The 16,246-nt window shown below is 64.8% G+C and carries 14 protein-coding genes; all 14 read left to right on the forward strand.

The window, feature by feature from the left end:
* Positions 1-102 precede the first annotated feature (102 nt).
* On the forward strand, positions 103-2,022 hold the full coding sequence (locus tag SLW52_RS14145; RefSeq protein ID WP_320740627.1) for a beta-galactosidase: 1,920 nt from the start codon (positions 103-105) through the stop codon (positions 2,020-2,022).
* Positions 2,019-3,395, forward strand: a complete 1,377-nt coding sequence (locus tag SLW52_RS14150; RefSeq protein ID WP_209244855.1) for an APC family permease — start codon at positions 2,019-2,021, stop codon at positions 3,393-3,395. The genes SLW52_RS14145 and SLW52_RS14150 overlap by 4 nt, the downstream gene beginning before the upstream one ends.
* On the forward strand, positions 3,392-4,327 hold the full coding sequence (locus tag SLW52_RS14155) for a carbohydrate kinase family protein (protein WP_295935167.1): 936 nt from the start codon (positions 3,392-3,394) through the stop codon (positions 4,325-4,327). Before SLW52_RS14150 ends, SLW52_RS14155 begins: the two co-directional genes overlap by 4 nt.
* Positions 4,302-5,744 carry a 6-phospho-beta-glucosidase gene (locus SLW52_RS14160; protein ID WP_152237200.1) on the forward strand — a complete coding sequence of 481 codons (1,443 nt, stop codon included), beginning with the start codon at positions 4,302-4,304 and terminating at the stop codon, positions 5,742-5,744. The genes SLW52_RS14155 and SLW52_RS14160 overlap by 26 nt, the downstream gene beginning before the upstream one ends.
* A 171-nt stretch (positions 5,745-5,915) precedes the next feature.
* Positions 5,916-7,358, forward strand: a complete 1,443-nt coding sequence (locus SLW52_RS14165; protein ID WP_320740626.1) for a glycoside hydrolase family 125 protein — start codon at positions 5,916-5,918, stop codon at positions 7,356-7,358.
* A 130-nt stretch (positions 7,359-7,488) separates the two neighbouring features.
* Positions 7,489-9,831 carry a GH92 family glycosyl hydrolase gene (locus SLW52_RS14170; RefSeq protein ID WP_320740625.1) on the forward strand — a complete coding sequence of 781 codons (2,343 nt, stop codon included), beginning with the start codon at positions 7,489-7,491 and terminating at the stop codon, positions 9,829-9,831.
* Between the two features lie 134 nt (positions 9,832-9,965).
* A complete protein-coding gene (locus SLW52_RS14175; RefSeq protein ID WP_320740624.1) occupies positions 9,966-11,816 on the forward strand; it encodes a beta-galactosidase family protein in 1,851 nt (616 codons plus the stop codon).
* 320 nt (positions 11,817-12,136) lie between these two features.
* On the forward strand, positions 12,137-12,523 hold the full coding sequence (locus tag SLW52_RS14180) for a hypothetical protein (RefSeq protein WP_320740623.1): 387 nt from the start codon (positions 12,137-12,139) through the stop codon (positions 12,521-12,523).
* Positions 12,524-12,574: 51 nt separating this feature from the next.
* Entirely contained in the window at positions 12,575-12,937 is a 363-nt protein-coding gene (locus SLW52_RS14185) for a hypothetical protein (RefSeq protein WP_320740622.1), read from the forward strand.
* A gap of 80 nt (positions 12,938-13,017) precedes the next feature.
* Positions 13,018-13,419 carry a hypothetical protein gene (locus SLW52_RS14190; protein ID WP_320740621.1) on the forward strand — a complete coding sequence of 134 codons (402 nt, stop codon included), beginning with the start codon at positions 13,018-13,020 and terminating at the stop codon, positions 13,417-13,419.
* A 197-nt stretch (positions 13,420-13,616) separates the two neighbouring features.
* The gene (locus tag SLW52_RS14195) at positions 13,617-14,291 is read left to right on the forward strand and encodes a hypothetical protein (protein WP_320740620.1); all 675 of its coding nucleotides are present in this window, start codon (positions 13,617-13,619) and stop codon (positions 14,289-14,291) included.
* Between the two features lie 549 nt (positions 14,292-14,840).
* Positions 14,841-15,317 carry a YcxB family protein gene (locus SLW52_RS14200; protein WP_320740619.1) on the forward strand — a complete coding sequence of 159 codons (477 nt, stop codon included), beginning with the start codon at positions 14,841-14,843 and terminating at the stop codon, positions 15,315-15,317.
* Positions 15,318-15,331: 14 nt separating this feature from the next.
* Positions 15,332-15,793 (forward strand): hypothetical protein, encoded by a 462-nt coding sequence (locus tag SLW52_RS14205; protein ID WP_320740618.1) that lies wholly within the window; start codon positions 15,332-15,334, stop codon positions 15,791-15,793.
* Between the two features lie 29 nt (positions 15,794-15,822).
* Positions 15,823-16,158 (forward strand): hypothetical protein, encoded by a 336-nt coding sequence (locus SLW52_RS14210; protein ID WP_148827613.1) that lies wholly within the window; start codon positions 15,823-15,825, stop codon positions 16,156-16,158.
* Positions 16,159-16,246: the final 88 nt, after the last annotated feature.

Here is a 16,246-nt window from a genome sequence, read left to right on the forward strand (position 1 = left end):
TACCCGCCAGCTCCGCCGCTGCGGAGGGGGCCCGGGAAAGGCAAAAGCTGAGGAGCAACAGCAACGGCAACGGCAACGGCAACGCTCCGGCTGGAGCGTGCATTGAAACGCCGCGCATTCTGTCGATTCGGGTTGTTGGCGCCGTTGGGCTTGGCGGCGATGCCGATGCTGCGCGCAGCGGTGCCAACATCAGCGCCGGTGCCGGACGGGAGACCCCACACGTTCGGTTTCGCCCAGGGCCGCTTCACGCTGGACGGGCAGCCATGGCAGATCCGCAGCGGGGAACTGCATCCGCTACGGATCGCGAAGGCGGATTGGTTGCATCGGATTCGCATGGCCAAAGCGATGGGGCTGAATACCATCGCGCTGTACCTGATGTGGAATGCGCTGGAAACGGCGCCGGGGCAGTTCGAACTGGACAGCGGCGAGCGCGATTTCGTCGGCTTCATCCGGCTGTGCCAGCAGGAGGGGCTGTGGGTGTATCTGCGCCCCGGGCCGTATGTGTGCGCGGAATGGACGCTGGGCGGGTTGCCGCCGTATCTGCTGCGCGAGGCGAACATCCGCCTGCGCGATCGCCACGATGCGCGGTACATGGCGGCGGTGGAGCGCTACATCGGGGCGATCGCGCCGCGCATCGCGCCGTTGATGGCCAGTGCCGGTGGGCCGGTGCTGATGCTGCAGATCGAGAACGAGTACTCGATGCACGGCAGCGACGTCGGCTATCTGCAGGCACTGGCCGCGCTGTGGCGGGCGCATGGGGTCGAGGGGCCGTTCTCGCTGGCCGAAGGGCTCAAGGATCTGCGGCGGCGCCAGGCTATGCTGCCCGGCGCCGCGCTGGGGCTCGATGGTCCCGATCTGCACGATCTGCAGGCGGCCACGGCCTTCGCCGGGCAGGCGCCGGTGTGGATGTCCGAGGGCTACCCCGGCTGGCTCACGCACTGGGGCGAGCCGAAGTTCGCGCGTCGCGACTATGCGCCGCTACTGCGCCGCATCGCCGCCGCCGGCTATTCGTTCAATCTGTACGTAGTGCACGGTGGCACCAATTTCGGTCTCAGTGCCGGGGCCAATGCCGAGGACGACGGTTCGCAGTTCCAGCCGGCGCTGACCAGCTACGACTATGGCGCGCCGATCGACGAGGCCGGCCGTGCGACGCCGGCGTATTTCACGCTGCGCAAGATCATCGCCGCGCAAGCCGACACGCCACCGCCGCCGCTACCGGCCGCACCGCGGCGCGCGCACTTCGACGCGGTGCAGGCCAGGCCCGTGGCCGCGCTGTGGGACAACCTCGGCCCTGCGCTGCAGACCGACACCCCCATCGACAACCAGCGCCTGTTGGGCCAGGACCAGGGCCTGGTGCTGTATCGGCGCCGGATCGGCGCGGGCCGGGCGCTGCACCTGGGACAGGTCCACGACTACGCGGTGGTGTATCTGGACGGACGCGAACTCGACCACGTATCGCGGGTGCGGCATCCGCGCCTGCACAGCGCGTTGCACCTGCGCCTGCCCGATGCAGCGCAGGACACGCGCGAGCTGGAGGTGCTGGTCGACAGTTTCGGCCACATCAACTTCGGCCCGGCGCTGGGCGATCGCAAGGGCCTGCTCGGTCCGGTGCGGCTCGATGGGCAGGAGCTGCACGGCTGGGAGGTGCGCGGGCTGGCGCTGGACACAGACCCGACGCCGTCGCTGCGCCCGCTGCAGGCGCCGCCGCAGCGCCCGGGCCTGTTCTTCGCCACCGAGTTCACCCTCGACCAGCCCGGCGACGTGCACCTGGACATGCGCGACTGGCGCAAGGGCTATCTGTGGGTCAACGGGCGCCTGCTCGGGCGCTACTGGGACATCGGCCCGCAGCAATGCCTGTACTGCCCCGGCGCCTGGCTGCGCGCCGGCGCCAACCAGGTGCTGATCCTCGATCTGCATCGCCTGCAACCGGGCCTGGTGCGTTGCGCCGACGGTCTCGTCCCCACGCCTGCCACGCAGCCCGTCGCATCCCTTCCCTCCCCGCAGGATCGCGCATGCACATGACATCGCTCGCCGCACCCGTCGCGTCCTCCCCGTCCGCCGCGGACCAGGGCGCGCCGCCGCGCACGCTGGGGTTCTGGAGCGCGCTGTCGGCCAACCTGCTCAACATGATCGGGATCGGCCCGTTCATCACCATCCCGCTGGCGCTGTCGGCGCTGGCCGGGCCGGCGGTGCTGCTGGGCTGGGTGGTCGGCGCGCTGCTGTGCCTGTGCGACGGCCTGGTGTGGGCCGAACTCGGTTCGGCGATCCCGCGCTCGGGCGGGCCGTACCACTACCTGCGCGAGGCCTATGGCCGCGATCGCGCCGGGCGCCTGTTCGGCTTCCTGTACCTATGGCAGACGCTGCTGACCGCACCGCTGTCGGTGGCCGCGGCGGCAGTCGGTTGCGCGCAGTACCTGGCCTATCTGATGCCCGGGCTGAGCCACACCGCGCTCACCGGCATCGCCATGGCGCTGTGCCTGTTCAACACCGCGCTGCTGTATCGGCAGGTGCGCTCGGTGCAGCTGCTGTCGCTGCTGGTCAGTGCGGTGGTGATCGCCGCCTGCCTGTGGATCGTGCTCAGCGGCGCGCTGCATTTCGACATGGCGCTGGCGCGCGAGTTCCTGCAGGCGCGGCCGGCCTCGCCGCACGGGTTCTGGCTGGGGTTCGGGGCGGTGGCGCTGATCGCGGTGTACGACTACGGCGGCTACAACAACGTGTGCATGCTCGGCGGCGAGATCCGCAAGCCGCGCCGCACGATTCCGCGCGCGGTGCTGTGGTCGATCCCGATCGTGGCGGTGCTGTACCTGGGCTTGAACGTGACCCTGCTCGGCGTGCTGCCGTGGCAGCAGGCGGCGCAGTCCAAGGCGGTGGTTGCCGACTTCATGCAGGCCATCTACGGCCCGGTGGGCAGCACCGTGGCGGTGGCGCTGATCGTGCTCGCCAGTTGGGGCTCGGCGCTGGTGGTGCTGCTGGGCTATTCGCGGGTGCCGTATGCGGCCGCGGCGTCCGGCCAGTTCTTCGGCGTGTTCGCGCGGCTGCACCCGCGCGGGCGCTTCCCCACCGTGTCGCTGCTGTTCGTCGGCATCACCTCGGCGCTGGCCTGTCCGCTGTCGCTGGACGATCTGATCGCCACGCTGATGATCATCCAGATCCTGTTCCAGTTCCTGGCGCAATGCCTGGCGGTCGTGCTGCTGCGGCGGCAGCCGCGGCGCCGCGCCAGCTTCGCCATGCCGCTGTATCCGTGGCCGCTGCTGATCAGCGTCTGCGGCTGGCTGGCGCTGCTGGCCACCAGCCCGCTGCCGCGGCTGCTGGCGGCGGTGCTGGCGCTGTGCGCGGGTACCGCGCTCTATCTCATCCAGGCCAAACGCGAGGCAGCATGGCCCTTCCAGCAATGAAAACCCATGACGTCGCGGTGGTCGGCGAGGTCTATCTCGACCACATCTTCAGCGGCTTCGCCAGCTGGCCCGGGCCGGGCGAGGAGGCAATGGCGCGGCACTACCATCGCGACCTCGGCGGCGGCACCGTCAATACCGCCTGCGGGCTGGCGCGGCTCGGACGCACGGTCACGCTGATCGGCGCGATCGGCGCCGGCGACCGCGACTGGTTCGCGCAGCGCCTGGGCGCGTTCGGCGTCGGCACCGAAGGCCTGGTCGACCACCCCGCCGGCACCGGCGTCACCGCCAGCGTGTCGCTGCACGACGACCGCTCGTTCTTCACCTACCACGGCGCCAACGCCGAGCTGGAACCGCTGTTGCGCAGCGCGGCTGCGCTGGAGGCGATGTGCGCCGCGCGCCATGTGCACTTCGCCCTACCGCTGCCGGCGACGCTGGCGCGCACGCTGCTGCCGGCGTTGCGCGCGGCCGGCTGCAGCACCTCGCTGGACGTGGGCTTCAACCCGCCCTGGCTGGCCGATCCGGACAACCACGCCACCTGCCGCGCGGTCGATCACTTCCTGCCCAACCAGAAGGAGGCGGCACTGGCAGGTTGCGCCGGCGACGACGCCGCGTCCTGCGCCGCCTGGGCGCAGGCGCTGGGGCTGGCGCAGGTGACGATCAAGCTCGGCGGCGCCGGCGCCTGCGTGGTGGATGCGGCCGGCGCGCGATTGGTTGCCGCGCCCGTCGTCGCCGTGCAGGACACCACCGGCGCCGGCGATGCCTTCGATGCCGGCTTCATCGACGCGCTGCTGGACCACCTTTCCCTCGACGCCTGCGCGCAGCGCGGCTGCCTGTGCGGCGCCGCCTGCTGTACCGCGCTCGGCGCGCTCGACGGCCTTCCCGATCCCCCACGTCTCAGGAGTCTCCATGAGCAGTTCCTTTCCCAACCGTAAGCTCGCCCTGATCGGCGGCGGCGGCGTGCGCGCGCCGCTGGTGGTGTACGGCGTCAACGATGCCGCCGAAGCGCTCGGTGCGCGCGAGATCGTGCTCTACGATCCCGACCAGGAGCGGCTGGCGCTGATGGTCGCGCTGGGCCGCGCGGTGGTCGCCGAGTTCGGCGGCGACCTGCAGGTCAACGCGGCCAGTTCGGCGGAAGCGGCGATCGACGGCGCGCACTTCGTGCTCAACAGCATCCGCATCGGCGGCATCCGCCAGCGCGCCACCGATGAGCACACCATCATCCGCCACGGCTACGCCGGGCAGGAGACCACCGGCCCCGGCGGCGTCGCCAAAGCGTTGCGCACGGTGCCGGTGGCGATCGAGCAGGCACGCATGGTGGAGCGGCTCAGCCCCGACGCCTGGCTGGTCAGCTTCACCAACCCGGCCGGGCTGATCACCCAGGCCATCAGCCGCCACACCCGCGCGCGCGTGGTCGGCATCTGCGACACGCCGGTGGAGCTGTTCCACAACATCGCCCGCGCGCTCGGCGAGCCGCCCGCGGACGTGGACTGCGAATACGTCGGCCTCAACCACCTGGGCTGGATCCGCGCGGTGCGCGTGCGCGGCGAGGACGTGCTCGACCGCATCCTGGCCGACGACGCGATCCTGCGCCAGCTGTACCTGGCGCCGCTGTTCGACTTCGACATGCTGCGCACGCTGCGGCTGATCCCCACCGAGTACCTGTACTTCTACTACGAGCGCAGTCGCGCCCTGGAGAACCAGCGCGCCAGCGGCGCCAGCCGCGGCAGCGAGATCGAACGGCTCAACCACACCCTGATCGCCGACCTGCGCAGCCGCCTCAACGCCGGCGACGGCAGCGGCGCGGTGCAGACCTACGCCGCCTACCTGCAGCAGCGCTCCGGCTCGTACATGCGGCTGGAGGCCGAGGCCGGCTCGGCCTTCGCCGACGACCTCGCGCCGCAGCCGGACCCGTTCCGCGCCAGCACCGGCTACCACCGCATCGCCGTGGACGTGATGAGTTCACTGACCGGCGCGCTGCCGGGGCGGCACGTGGTCAACGTGCGCAACCAGGGCTGCATGCCGGAACTGGCCGACGACGACATCGTCGAGATCTCCTCCACCATCGAGCGCGACCGCATCACCCCGCTGCCGGCGCGGCCGATGCCCGAGGCGATCCAGGGCCTGGTGCGCACGGTCAAGGCCTACGAGCACGCCGCCATCGACGCCGCGCTCAGCGGCAGTCACCTGGACGCCTGCAAGGCGATGCTGATCCACCCGGCCATTGGCGAGTGGAGCCCGTCGCGGCGACTGCTGGAGGCCTTGTTCGGCCATGCCGGCAACGGCGACGACGACGGCGAGTGCGTGTGCTCGGGACCGATGCACTGGCACGGCGCGCATCACCACCACTGAGCCGGCCGGTTGTGCGGTCGCAGGATGCAACGGACGGCCACACGTTGTAAGGTCGTCGCAAATTGGTCCGTCATAGGTACCATCAACCTGCCCTCCCGGCCGCGGCCGGCGCCTCCCCCGGTGCCGGCCCGCGCCGGGAGCGTTCGTCGATTCCACGGAGCGTTCCAGGCCATGCCCACCCGCCGCGACATCCTCCACTTCCTCGGCGCCAGCGCCGGCGCCGCGCTGTTGAGCGGGGCGCTGCCGGCCGCCGCCGCGGCATCGGCCTCCGCCGCGCTGCCCAGCAAGCGGCCGCCGCCGAGCAAGCGCCGCTTCGTCAGCGCCGCGGTCGAGCGCCAGTTGCGCACGGTCAAGGCCGGCATCGCCGATCCGCGCCTGGCCTGGCTGTTCGAGAACTGCTACCCCAACACCCTCGACACCACCGTCGAGACCGGCACCCGCAACGGCAAGCCGGACACCTTCGTCATCACCGGCGACATCGAGGCGATGTGGCTGCGCGACTCCTCCGCGCAGGTGCATCCCTACGTGCCGCTGGCCAGGCGCGACCCGGCGCTGCGGCGCATGTTCCATGGACTGATCCAGCGCCAGGCCGCCTGCATCCGCCTGGATCCCTACGCCAACGCGTTCCTGCCCGACGGCACCAGCCAGCGCCTGAAGTGGTCGGTGGCCGACATCACCGAGATGAAGCCCGGCGTCGGCGAGCGCAAATGGGAAGTGGATTCGCTGTGCTACCCGATCCGCCTGGCGCACGAGTACTGGCGCGCCAGCGGCGATACCGCGCCGTTCGACGACGACTGGCGCGACGCCATGCACGTCGTGGTGCGCACCTTCCGCGAGCAGCAGCGCCTGCACGGCCGCGGCCCGTACAGTTTTCAGCGGCCCTCGCCGCTGGCGACCGAAACCCTGGTGCTGGACGGCTACGGGCAGCCGACCCGGCCCAACGGCATGATCCACTCGATGTTCCGCCCGTCCGACGACGCCTGCCTGTACCCGCTGTTCGTCCCCGCCAACCTGTTCGCGGTGACCTCGCTGCGGCAACTGGCGACGATGAGCGAGGCGCTGCATCACGACGCCGCCTTCGCCGGCGAGTGCCGCGCCCTGGCCGACGAGGTCGAGACGGCCACCCGAAAGTTCGGGCAGATGCGCGACGCCGACGGTCAGCCGTTCTGGGCTTACGAGGTGGACGGCTACGGCAACCAGTTGTTCATCGACGACGCCAACGCGCCCGGCCTGCTGAGCCTGGCCTACTTGGGCTGCTGCGATCGCCGCGATCCTGTGTTCCTGCGCACCCGGCAACTGGCCTGGAGCGAGCGCAACCCCTATTTCTATCGCGGCCGTGCGGCCGACGGCGTGGGCAGCCCGCACAGCGGCCTGGGCACGATCTGGCCGATGTCGCTGATGCAGTACGCCCTGGCCAGCGACGACGACGCGCAGATCCGCCAGTGCCTGCAGTGGCTCAAGACCACCGACGCCGGCAGCGGCTTCATGCACGAAGCCTTCGACAAGGACAACCCGAGCACCTTCACCCGCGACTGGTTCGCCTGGGCCAACACCCTGTTCGGCGAACTGATCATCGACCTGCACCAGCGCAAGCCGCAGTTGCTGAAGGCCTGACGCGATCACTGCATCTGTGGGAGGGACTTCAGTCCCGACGGGCCTGACCGACAACGCGTCGGGACGGAAGTCCTTCCCACAACAGCAAACACACCCCCACCGCACCGCCGCACACCCCGAGGACAGCACCATGGCCACACGACGCGGTTTCCTGCAGGGCGCCATCGCCCTGGCCCTGTTCGGCAGCAGCGGCATCGCGCGCCTGGCGCAGGCACGCGCCGGCAGCTACGCGCTGCCGGCCGATGCGCGCGCCAAGGCCGAGCTCACCCGCAACGTCGACGTGTTCATCGGCACCGGCGGCCACGGCCATACCTTCCCCGGCGCCACGCTGCCGTTCGGCATGGTGCAACTGAGCCCGGACACCTACAACGCCGACTGGGACGCCTGCTCCGGCTACCACGCCGACGACGGCTCGATCATGGGCTTCTCGCACACCCACCTGTCCGGCACCGGCATCGGCGACATGCTCGATTTCCTGGTGGTGCCGGCCACCGGCCCGGTGAAGCTGCAGCCCGGCACGCGCGAGCACCCCGAGACCGGCTACCGCTCGCGCTACGACCATGCCGACGAAGCCGCCTCGCCCGGCTACTACCGCGTGCGCCTGAAGGACAGCGGCGTGCATGCCGAACTCACCGCCACCGCGCGCGCCGGCCTGCACCGCTACCACTTCCCCAAGGGCAAGCCGGCGCACCTGCTGCTGGACCTGTGCCACGGCATGCAGGACAAGCCGGAGATCCCCGCCCGCGTCGAAGACGCCAGCCTGCGCCTGGTCGACGCGCAGACCGTCACCGGCGGCCGCCGCGTCTACCAGTGGGCCAAGGGCCGCTACATCTACTTCGCCATGCGCCTGTCGCGGCCGTTCGCCAGCGCGCAGCTGTATGCCGACGACCAACCGCTGGCCGCGAGCGCGCGCAGCGCCGACGGAAACCGGCTGAAGCTGGCCCTGCACTACCCCGATGCCGCCGACGCGCCGCTGCTGGTCAAGGTCGGCATCTCCGCGGTCAGCGCCGACAACGCCCTGGCCAACCTCGACGCGGAACTGCCCGACTTCGACTTCGCCCGGGTGCATGCCGCCGCCGTCGCCGAATGGGAAAAGGAACTGGGGCGGGTGCGCATCGACAGCGACGACGAGGCGCAGCGCCGCATCTTCTACACTGCGCTGTACCACAGCCTGATCGCGCCGACCCTGTTCAGCGACACCGACGGCCGCTACCGCGGCATGGACCTGCAGGTGCACCAGGCGCCGGCCGGCTACCACAACTACAGCACCTACTCGCTGTGGGACACCTACCGCGCCCTGCATCCCTTGCTGACCCTGGTGCAGCCCGAACGCGTGCCCGACCTGGTGCAGTGCCTGGTGCGCGGCGCCCACGAATGCCCGCAAGGCGTCGCCATCTGGCCGCTGCAGGGCGTGGAGACCGACTGCATGATCGGCTACCACTCCGCCGTGGTGCTGGCCGAAGCGCACGCCAAGGGCTTCACCGGCATCGACTGGAAAGCCGCCTACCCGGCGTGGCGCAAGCGCGCGATGGACGACGACGTGCACGGCCTGGCGCTGTACCGGAAGATGGGCTACATCCCCTGCGACAAGGTCGACGAATCGGTCAGCCGCACCCTGGAATTCGCCTACGACGACTGGGCGGTGGCGCATCTGGCGCAGGCGGTCGGCGCCGACGACGATGCCAAGCACCTGCGCGAACGCTCGCGCCAGTACCGCAACGTGTTCAACCGCGAGAGTAACTTCGTGCAGCCGCGCCTGAGCGACGGCCAGTGGGCCACCCCGTTCGATCCGCGCGCGATGGGCCACAGCGCGCAGTGGCGCGACTTCACCGAGTCCAACGCCTGGCAGGCCACCTTCCTCAACCAGCACGACCTGTACGGCTACATGGACCTGTTCGGCGGCCGCGACCACTTCGTCGCCAAGCTCGACGAACTGTTCACCACCAGCTCCGAACTGCCGGCGGACGCGCCGCCGGACATCGACGGCATGGTCGGCCAGTACGCGCATGGCAACGAACCCAGCCACCACGTCGCCTACCTCTACGCCTACGCCGGGCAGCCGTACAAGACCCAGGCGATGGTGCGGCGGTTGCTACGCGAGCAGTACCACGACGCGCGCAACGGCCTGTCCGGCAACGAGGACTGCGGGCAGATGAGCGCCTGGTTCGTGCTCAGTGCGCTGGGCCTGTACGCGGTGGACCCGGTCAGCGCCAACTACGTGCTGGGCAGCCCGCTGTTCAAGCGCGCCGAACTCGACGTAGGCAATGGCCGCACCCTGCGCATCGTCGCCCACGGCAACAGCGCGGCCAACGTCTACATCCAGAGCGCCCGCTGGAACGGCAAGCCCTACACCCGCAGCTGGCTGCGCCATGCCGACCTCGCCGCCGGCGGCACGCTGGAACTGGAGATGGGCCCCAAGCCTAATACCGCGTTCGGTGCGGGCAAGGACGATCTGCCGCCATCGTTTAGCTGACGGCCGGGAATCGGGATTGGGGAATCGGGATTGGTGGTTCCCCACATCCGCGCCTGTGCGTGACCCGATGCACTGCGGCGCGCGCTCCGGTCGTCCTACTGCCGCAATCGCATCGCTTTTTTCGAGAATCCCCCATGCCGCGTAAGACCCTCGCCGCTCTCGCCCTCGCCCTGGCGTTCGCCCTGCCCGCCACCCACGTGCGCGCGGCCGACAGCGGCACCGCCTGGCCCGCCTTCGCCACCCAGGGCGATCACTTCATCCGCGACGGCAAGCCGTACCAGGTCATTTCCGGCGCCATCCACTTCCAGCGCATCCCCCGCGCCTACTGGAAGGACCGCCTGCAGAAGGCGCGCGCGATGGGCCTGAACACGGTGGAGACCTACGTGTTCTGGAACCTGGTGGAACCGCGGCCGGGCCAGTTCGACTTCAGCGGCAACAACGACATCGCCGCCTTCGTCGACGAAGCCGCCGCGCAGGGCCTCAACGTGATCCTGCGCCCCGGCCCCTACGTGTGCGCCGAATGGGAAGCCGGCGGCTATCCCGCCTGGCTGTTCGCCGAACCCGGCATGCGCGTGCGCAGCCAGGACCCGCGCTTCCTCGCCGCCAGCCAGGCCTACCTGGACGCCCTCGCCGCCCAGGTCAAACCGCGGCTCAACGGCAACGGCGGCCCGATCGTCGCCGTGCAGGTGGAGAACGAATACGGCTCCTACGGCGACGACCACGCCTACATGCGCCGCAACCGCGCCATGTTCGTCCAGGCCGGCTTCGACAAGGCGCTGCTGTTCACCGCCGACGGCCCTGACGTACTCGCCAACGGCACCCTGCCCGACACCCTGGCCGTGGTGAACTTTGCCCCCGGCGACGCCAAGAACGCATTCGAGACCCTGGCCAAGTTCCGCCCCGGGCAACCGCAGATGGTCGGCGAATACTGGGCCGGCTGGTTCGACCAGTGGGGCGAGAAGCACGCGGTCACCGATGCCGCCAAGCAGGCCAGCGAATTCGAATGGATCCTGCGCCAGGGCCACTCCGCCAACCTCTACATGTTCGTCGGCGGCACCAGCTTCGGCTTCATGAATGGCGCCAATTTCCAGAAGAACCCCAGCGACCACTACGCCCCGCAGACCACCAGCTACGACTACGACGCCGTGCTCGACGAGGCCGGCCGCCCCACCCCCAAGTTCACCCTATTCCGCGACGCCATCCAGCGCGTCACCGGCATTGCCCCGCCGGCGCTACCCAAGCCGATCCGCTTCGCCGAACTCCCCACCACGCCGCTGCGCGAATCCGCCTCGCTCTGGGACAACCTGCCCGCCGCGGCCGCCACCACCGACACCCCGCAGCCGATGGAGCGCTACGGCCAGGCCTACGGCTACATCCTCTACCGCACCACCGTCACCGGCCCACGCAAGGGCAGCCTGTACCTGGGCGACGTGCGCGACTACGCCCGCGTCTACGTCGACCGCACACTGGCAGGCAGCGCCGAGCGCCGCCTGCAGCAAGTGGCGGTGGACGTGGACATCCCCGCCGGCCCCCACACCCTCGACGTATTGGTGGAGAACACCGGCCGCATCAACTACGGCGCCCACCTGGCCGACGGCCACGCCGGCCTGGTCGACCCCGTGCTGCTCGACGGCAAGCAACTCACCGGCTGGCAGACCTTCCCCCTGCCGATGGACGACTCGAGCAAGCTCACCGGCTGGACCACCGCCAAGGTCGACGGCCCCGCCTTCCACCGCGGCACGGTAAAGATCGGCACGCCTGCCGATACCTTCCTGGACATGCGTGCCTTCGGCAAAGGGTTCGCCTGGGCCAATGGTCACAATCTGGGGCGGCATTGGAAGATCGGGCCGCAGCGGGCGTTGTATTTTCCGGCGCCTTGGCAGCGGAAGGGTGGGAACAGTGTGATTGTGTTTGATCTGGATAACGCGGCGGATGCAAGTGTGCGTGGGGTTAAGGGGCAGGTTTGGAGTACGCCGGGTAACTGAGTTATTCGCTGAGCGCGCCGCCCGGTAAATCCGGAATAGCGCGGGGTCAAAAAACTTGTCTACAAATTAAGGCCGCCGGCGGTTACGCCGAGCGGCCTTTAACTTGTGACGACCGTCGCCAAGTGGTAGCGTCGGCTTCGTGCGGGATGCGCTGGGGAAAGGCCGCAGGGTTAGACGCAAGGACTACGCGACAACGCGACTAGCGAATGATCGAATTTGGGATGCGTGCTGCTCCGAGAGGGAGCGGCACCGGTGCGCTACAAGCCTGTTTTACACACCATTTTTTCGCCGAATAGTAGTTAGGCTTCTCAGGAGAGAATATGAGCGCATCCTTGATTGCAGTTATTTCAGGCTACGAAGTAGAAACAGTTTCTGCCGCATCGCTGCGGGTAGGAGATGTCATCTACAACCCCTACTCCAACACCCATCTTGACAGCTGGACTGAGGTCACGACCGTCAGGGTTTTAGATGACGAGCTCATTGAGATTGGAGTGACTCAGGGAAGCGACAACGTAAACAAGGGGCGCGTGTACAACCGCAGAACGAGATTGGCTCACCCGAATATTCTGGCCACTATGTACTCTAGAAAAGAGAGTCTGGATCAAGTTCAAATCGATCACTTGCAAAGAACAGGGTATCTTGCGCTTGACGACAAGGGATTTCTGGTCCTAACTGGTTATGCGAAGAGTGAAATCGGAGAGGCCTAACAATTCAATTAAGCCGCACCTGCTTCGCAGGCCGGCTAACTCAAGCGTTAGGTGAATGAGGAACCGCCCATGCAGCCTATAGTAATAAAGCTCCCAGATGACCTCAGCGACGAAGAGATTAGAGACTACTTTCTTGGCAACATCGATGAGTATCACGATGCACTTGATCTGGATGTCGGACAAACAAGTGACAATCGCGTACAGATAGACGATATTGATATAGACAAAGTCGATCTGACAAGTTACTCAATTAGCATTGACTTTACCGTTCAGTATTCAGCCTATTATGGCTGTGACGACGCAAATTTTGCAGATGAGGATCAGCGCAACTTGCACGGGTCAAGAACCGGGAACACCTTTACGTTCGATCGATTCGAGATGCCTGAGCAGAGATATCCAGATGATGAGCTTTGAAGTCCCTCGTCATCCGCCTAACAATTCATTAAATCTGAACTCGCTCCGTGGGTGGGATTAACTCAGGTGTTAGGCCAGCTATGGCAGATGACTATCTCACTGAGGCAACGCACTTCTTGATGCAGGCCGGGGCGTTCCGCTCCTGCATCGGCACGCTCATCGACGAGATGGACAAAACGGCGAATGGTGTGCCTGCTAACTTTGCTTACCTTCCTGCCTACTTTCTGGCCTCTCACGAAATGGAATTGCAGCTAAAGGCGGCCTTGCTCAAGCGTGGCACTCGTTTGCAACAACTCAAGGGACCTGACGTGGGGCACAATTTAGAAAAGCAAAAGGGGTCAGATTGCACTTCTTTTTACGCCAGAAACGGAGCCAGATTAGTTTCCCAAGCCAAACTACACCGTTACACTACCCAAGCCAAGAGGCGCTTCACAGGCATAGGCCTGCATACCACCCGAGTAAACTACCAACTCGGCTTATAAATTAACCTGATCTCGTTAGTAGTTATAGTGCCTATCTGAGTCTTCTCCGCTACATTGATTGAAGTGCAAACCAATAACCGCCCCTCGAGGCCGAACCACTGGCCCGCCAGCGGGGAATTTTCTCTTTTACTCACTCAAGCAGAACTGGCCTCGCCGGCCAGCTTAATGTGTGCGTTAACCCTAAAGGATGGAACTTCATGCCAGTGACTGACTTTAAGTCAAAAAACGGATTCGACACATCTGAATATTTCAAAAGCAAGACACTGGAAGATCTTGACGTATCAGAGCTAGCGTACATTCACCTAGATCGCTTGAATGGAAAAACTCATCTATCAAACTGCATAGTGTCATCCAGCCTGTACGATTTAATAGAAACCGCTCAGTCATCCTTCAACAACAGAAGAACCAGAATATATACCCCGCTCCTTTCATGCTTTGCAATACTAGATCAGATTGGCGGCGCATATGGCAGCCATCTGAATTCGACGCAATATCAAGCAGGCATCAAGGTTGCCCTCGCTACATTCAGTAAATACGACAAAGATGAGATAGAGAAACTTTATTCACTAAGAAACGGGCTTTATCATGATGGCAGCTTGGTTAACATAAGCAAAAACGGGAACGCCAAAGTGGTATTTCGCTTATCCTCAGAAGCAACGGACACCATCACCCATCCGACTACCGAGTGGGACGGAATTTATCACGACGCCTTAACACAGTACATTACAAAAATAAATACGAGAAAATTCAAAGAGGATGTCGAAAATATAGTTAAGCGATGCACAAAAGAGTTACTCAATGGCACATTGACAATGAAAATAAGTGATCCACGTGAATTCTTTTACAAATTCCTTTTTGCAACACCACTTTAGGTCCACCAATTAAATCAAGCCGGCGCCTTTTGAAAACAGGGGTCGGAGTGCACTTCCATCTTCTTCTACTACCGATCTGACCTTCGGCGGCCGACCGATTCGCGCAGGGCCGGCTCGACGGCCAAGCTGGCGTTCAATCGCCTCGCGGAAACGGTCGTTGCCCAGCGCGTATTGCCGCTGCAAGTTGAGGCGGATGGCCGCTGTCTCGTCTGGGCCGATCGCATCCAGCACGAAGCGGCGATAGTGGTCTGCGCGCTGGCCGGCTGGGGCAATGGCTAGATAGCTCGCATGGGGTTGTACCAGCGCGTTAGCCTGCCCGAGGCCATTGCAGGATGGCTCGACCGCAGATGGTCCGCCGGCGCGGTGGCCACTTCGGAGGATCCCTGCGACCTACGTAGGAAAGTGCACTTCTGCGCTGGGTTGATCGGGTACCATCGGAGAACCGTGAATGGGTATGCATCCTGACTTCCTGACTCTCCTGGACTGCTTCGCGCAACGGCTTCATCGGGCAACAGAGTATTCAGATAATTCAGGAAATTGCGAAATTACATGAAAATCAAATATTCGAACCGCTTTTTCGATATCGTGCTTTTCCAAATCCTCCACCAATTCCTATCGCCGATCACACAAGTAATTTTTGTAACACTTTCGGCCACCATATTCTATTCACGCATCCAGGCAGGATTTGGCGTCGCACTTTTGTCGACACTCTTCATCTACGTGGCATTCTGGATAGCCCAAGCCCTCTTTAGCATAGCGCACCAATTCTCGAAACGCAGCAGAACCGTTCTGACCGAGCACGTCATTGAGCTAGAAAACGAGCACCTGCTTGAGCAGACAAAGTTCAACAAATCTTTGTTTTACTGGCTAGGCATTGAGAAGGCCGTTTCGCGCCCCGGATTTGTTGCGATCTATGTGACGCCACAGATGGCGCACGTCATTCCAAACCGCTTTTTCTCATCCAAGGAAGAGAGGATGCGCTTTTTGACCATAGCTCGCGATAAAATTCGTTCGGCCAGAATCTAACAAGAAGTTCAGACATGGCTAATCCAAGTCGCGCCTCCTACATCAATGAAGAGCGCTCAATTCGCACCATCACTGCAATCTTTTACAGGCTTTTTGAATGTGACGAACCAGCCCTGGATGCTGCCGCGAGAGGTGAGACTCACAGCTTTGGCGGAGAAGTCGCTCTGACCTTCGAAGATGGCAAAAAGCTGTTTGTTTCGTGGGTTGGAGAGCCCGTGCAGTACGACATTGGCAGTAAGGACACATCGTACTTCCTGCCAGACGCGGCACTCACGGACGTCGACGTGTCCGATTCCGCCATGTGGGCCGACCTGATCGGCCATGAGGTGTCGTTCCAGTTCGCAGCACCAGATAACCAGGTTTTAGAGATTTCATCGGCAACCGGCCGTCTCCTGCTTTGCTCGTTAGAGCGGGGCCACTGGTGGGCAGACGAGGTCACGGTTTGCAAGCAGTTGCCACTACCTTATGCCCCGTGACATGACACGTCACTCGCACGATGGCGCAGATGAGCAAGATTTCCATTGAGACATTCGATCCACTGGTGCATCGCAACCACATGCCGGAAATAGCGTCACCAACTTGCGTGCGGCATGTATTGGTCGTCTCATCCGGGAAATTCAGACTCGAGTTCCAGTCGCAGGCGCAACTGGAGGCAGCAATCCGCTATTTCCTGTCATCGTCCGGCTCCACACGGCTCGCCGTGCATGGCGGAGATCACTGGGAGTTCCAACCGTGGCAAAGCAGATTGCCTGCCGGGGTCAACAACCGCCACAAGCGCGACCAGCTACTGTCGGCATTGCTTTCCGCCAGAAAACTGGCCAGTGAACACTTGCCGTCGTAGCACACCGCGCTGATCGAGGGCGAACGCGTTTCTACCTCGTCGCAAGCGTCGCGGCCGATACTGGCGACTGTGTCCAACAGCCACCACG

Origin of the sequence: Xanthomonas sp. LF02-5 (genome assembly GCF_034105325.1) — a bacterium.
Lineage (GTDB): Bacteria > Pseudomonadota > Gammaproteobacteria > Xanthomonadales > Xanthomonadaceae > Xanthomonas_A > Xanthomonas_A sontii.